Genomic DNA, 2,382 nt, shown 5'->3' on the forward strand with positions numbered 1-2,382 from the left:
GCATAAATCACAATTGCCAAAGCGATCACCAAAGGAAAACCAATCAAAGCATCAAGCAATTGGGTTTCGCCTTTTATCATGCGCGGCAGCAGTTGTTGGGCTACGATTGTATAGTACAACCAGAATAAAGCGACCGCCGCACTTACCAGAACCATAATCTGATGCAGTTTTTTGCTGGGGTGGGCGTAACGAAATAGGTCAAACATGCTGATACTCAGTGGCTTAGGAAACTAAACGTTGGAAAAACAGCCATTGTAACCCAATGATGGTGCTGGCTACATTAAATTCCCCGTTTAACAAGGCTTGTTTAGCTTCCGCAAAAGGCAATTTGATAATCCGAATATCTTCTACTTCATGCGCTAATCCTGAAAATTCAGCGACTTGGTCACTGTCAACTTGTGCCGCATAAAGGTGTAATATTTCGCTCGAACCCCCTGGACTGGGGTAAAACTGGGTTAGGTATTCAAAATCATTTAAAACGATACCGGCCTCTTCGAATACTTCGCGTTTGCAGGCTTGTTGAGCCGTTTCACCTTCCTCAATCATGCCCGCAACCGGCTCAATCAACCAGGCCTGGTGGTCAGCTTCTGAATTTATTGCTTGCTCTAAAGCACCCGCACGACATTGTTCGATTAAAATCACACATTGTTTGCTTAAATCATAAAGTAAGACAACCACGGCTTGACCACGATTGAATAGTTCGCGTCGTATTTCAGGGCTCATGCCACCTTGATAAAGGCTGTGTTGGTAATCAACCAACTCGATTTTAAAGAAACCTTGGTAAGCAATTGTTTTTGAATGAATATTGAGTGTTTTAACCATTGAGTTAAACCTCATTATTTACTTCAATAATAGGCACACGCTGGGTAATGCCACATAAGAGTTCATAACCGATTGTACCGGCGGAGTCAGCAATTTCATCTACACTTAAACCCTCTCCCCATAAGATTACCGGATCACCAATCTGCACCGAATCAGCAAAGTCTGTTAAATCAATCGTAATCATATCCATCGAAACTCGACCGACAATTTTTGCCCGCTTTCCATTAACTAAAACGGGTGTGCCACTGGGTGCATGACGCGGATAGCCATCCCCATAACCAGCCGCGGCTACCCCTATCAAACTGCGACGTTGTGCTTGCCAAGTTTGGCCATAGCCAACCTCTTCACCTGCTTCAATCCATTTAAGGCTGATTAGCTGAGTACGAAAGGTTAATACCGCACGAAATCGGGATTGCCATTCAGTTAAGATACCTGCGCCATATAGCATGATGCCAGGACGCACCCACTCAAAATGAGCCTGAGTTAAGTTTTGTACCGCCGCCGAGTTAGCAAAACTTCTCGGATAGTCAAGGTTCTGGGTGATTTGTTCAAAAGTTGCAAGTTGTTTAGCCGTAAAGTCAGCGCTCTCACTCGCACTGGCAAAGTGAGACATCACGTGCAAACTGATCTTGGGTTGCGCATTTTGCAACTTAATCATGATTTGTTCAAAATCTTCCGGACTAAATCCTAACCGATGCATGCCCGTATCTAATTTCACCCACACTTTAATCGGGATTTGAATATCCGCTTCCAATAACCAGTTAACTTGATGAGGTGAATGCACCACCATTTCTAAGCGGTGTTGTTCTACTAGCTCAATTTCATCGGCTGAAAAGATCCCTTCAAGTAGCAGAATGCGATGGATGAACCCTTTTTGACGCAAAATCAGAGCTTCATCAACCGAGGCTACCGCAAACCCATCAGCGGAAGCTAGCTGATTGGCTACCCGGCCTACTCCATGACCGTATCCATTCGCTTTAATCACCGCCCAAATTTTAGAATTTGGTGCTAAATCGCGAACTTGATTTAAATTATGACGTAATGCCGCTAAATTGATTTGGGCGCAAATAGGACGTGACATATTAGTAATGCATATCCTGTGCTGGCATAGAAGCGTAGTTTTCGAAGCGTGTGTATTCGCCAATAAACGTCAGGCGAATCGTACCGATTGAACCGTTACGGTGTTTACCAATTATAATTTCCGCGGTACCTTTGTCATCCGTATCTGGATGGTAGACTTCATCTCGATAGATAAAGATAATCAAATCCGCATCTTGCTCAATCGCACCAGATTCTCTGAGATCTGACATTTTTGGTCGTTTATCTGGGCGTTGTTCGAGACTTCGGTTTAGCTGAGATAAAGCAATAACTGGAATATTTAACTCTTTTGCAAGCGCCTTTAAGCCTCGTGAAATTTCGGAAATTTCGTTTACACGATTATCGGTATTCTGAGAGCCGCGCATAAGCTGAAGATAGTCGATTACGATTAGGCCTAAACCTGTTACTTTTGATTCTGGATCCTCAATCCCCGCCTCTATAGCTTTACGGCGCTGTTTATCA

The 2,382-nt window shown here is 43.8% G+C and carries 3 protein-coding genes and 1 pseudogene; all 4 read right to left on the reverse strand.

Annotation, left to right across the window (positions count from 1 at the left end; all coding sequences use genetic code 11):
* A pseudogene (locus tag VIM91_RS10970) lies at positions 1–206 on the reverse strand (hypothetical protein); the annotation flags it as partial.
* 16 nt (positions 207–222) lie between these two features.
* A complete protein-coding gene (locus VIM91_RS10975; RefSeq protein ID WP_331864855.1) occupies positions 223–822 on the reverse strand; it encodes an NUDIX domain-containing protein in 600 nt (199 codons plus the stop codon).
* 4 nt (positions 823–826) lie between these two features.
* The gene (alr, locus tag VIM91_RS10980) at positions 827–1,903 is read right to left on the reverse strand and encodes an alanine racemase (protein WP_331864856.1); all 1,077 of its coding nucleotides are present in this window, start codon (positions 1,901–1,903) and stop codon (positions 827–829) included.
* A 1-nt stretch (position 1,904) separates the two neighbouring features.
* Positions 1,905–2,382: DnaB-like helicase C-terminal domain-containing protein (locus VIM91_RS10985; RefSeq protein WP_331864857.1), on the reverse strand; the 478-nt coding region annotated here is incomplete at its 5' end.

Source organism: Thiomicrospira sp. (assembly GCF_036568485.1).
Lineage (GTDB): Bacteria > Pseudomonadota > Gammaproteobacteria > Thiomicrospirales > Thiomicrospiraceae > Thiomicrospira.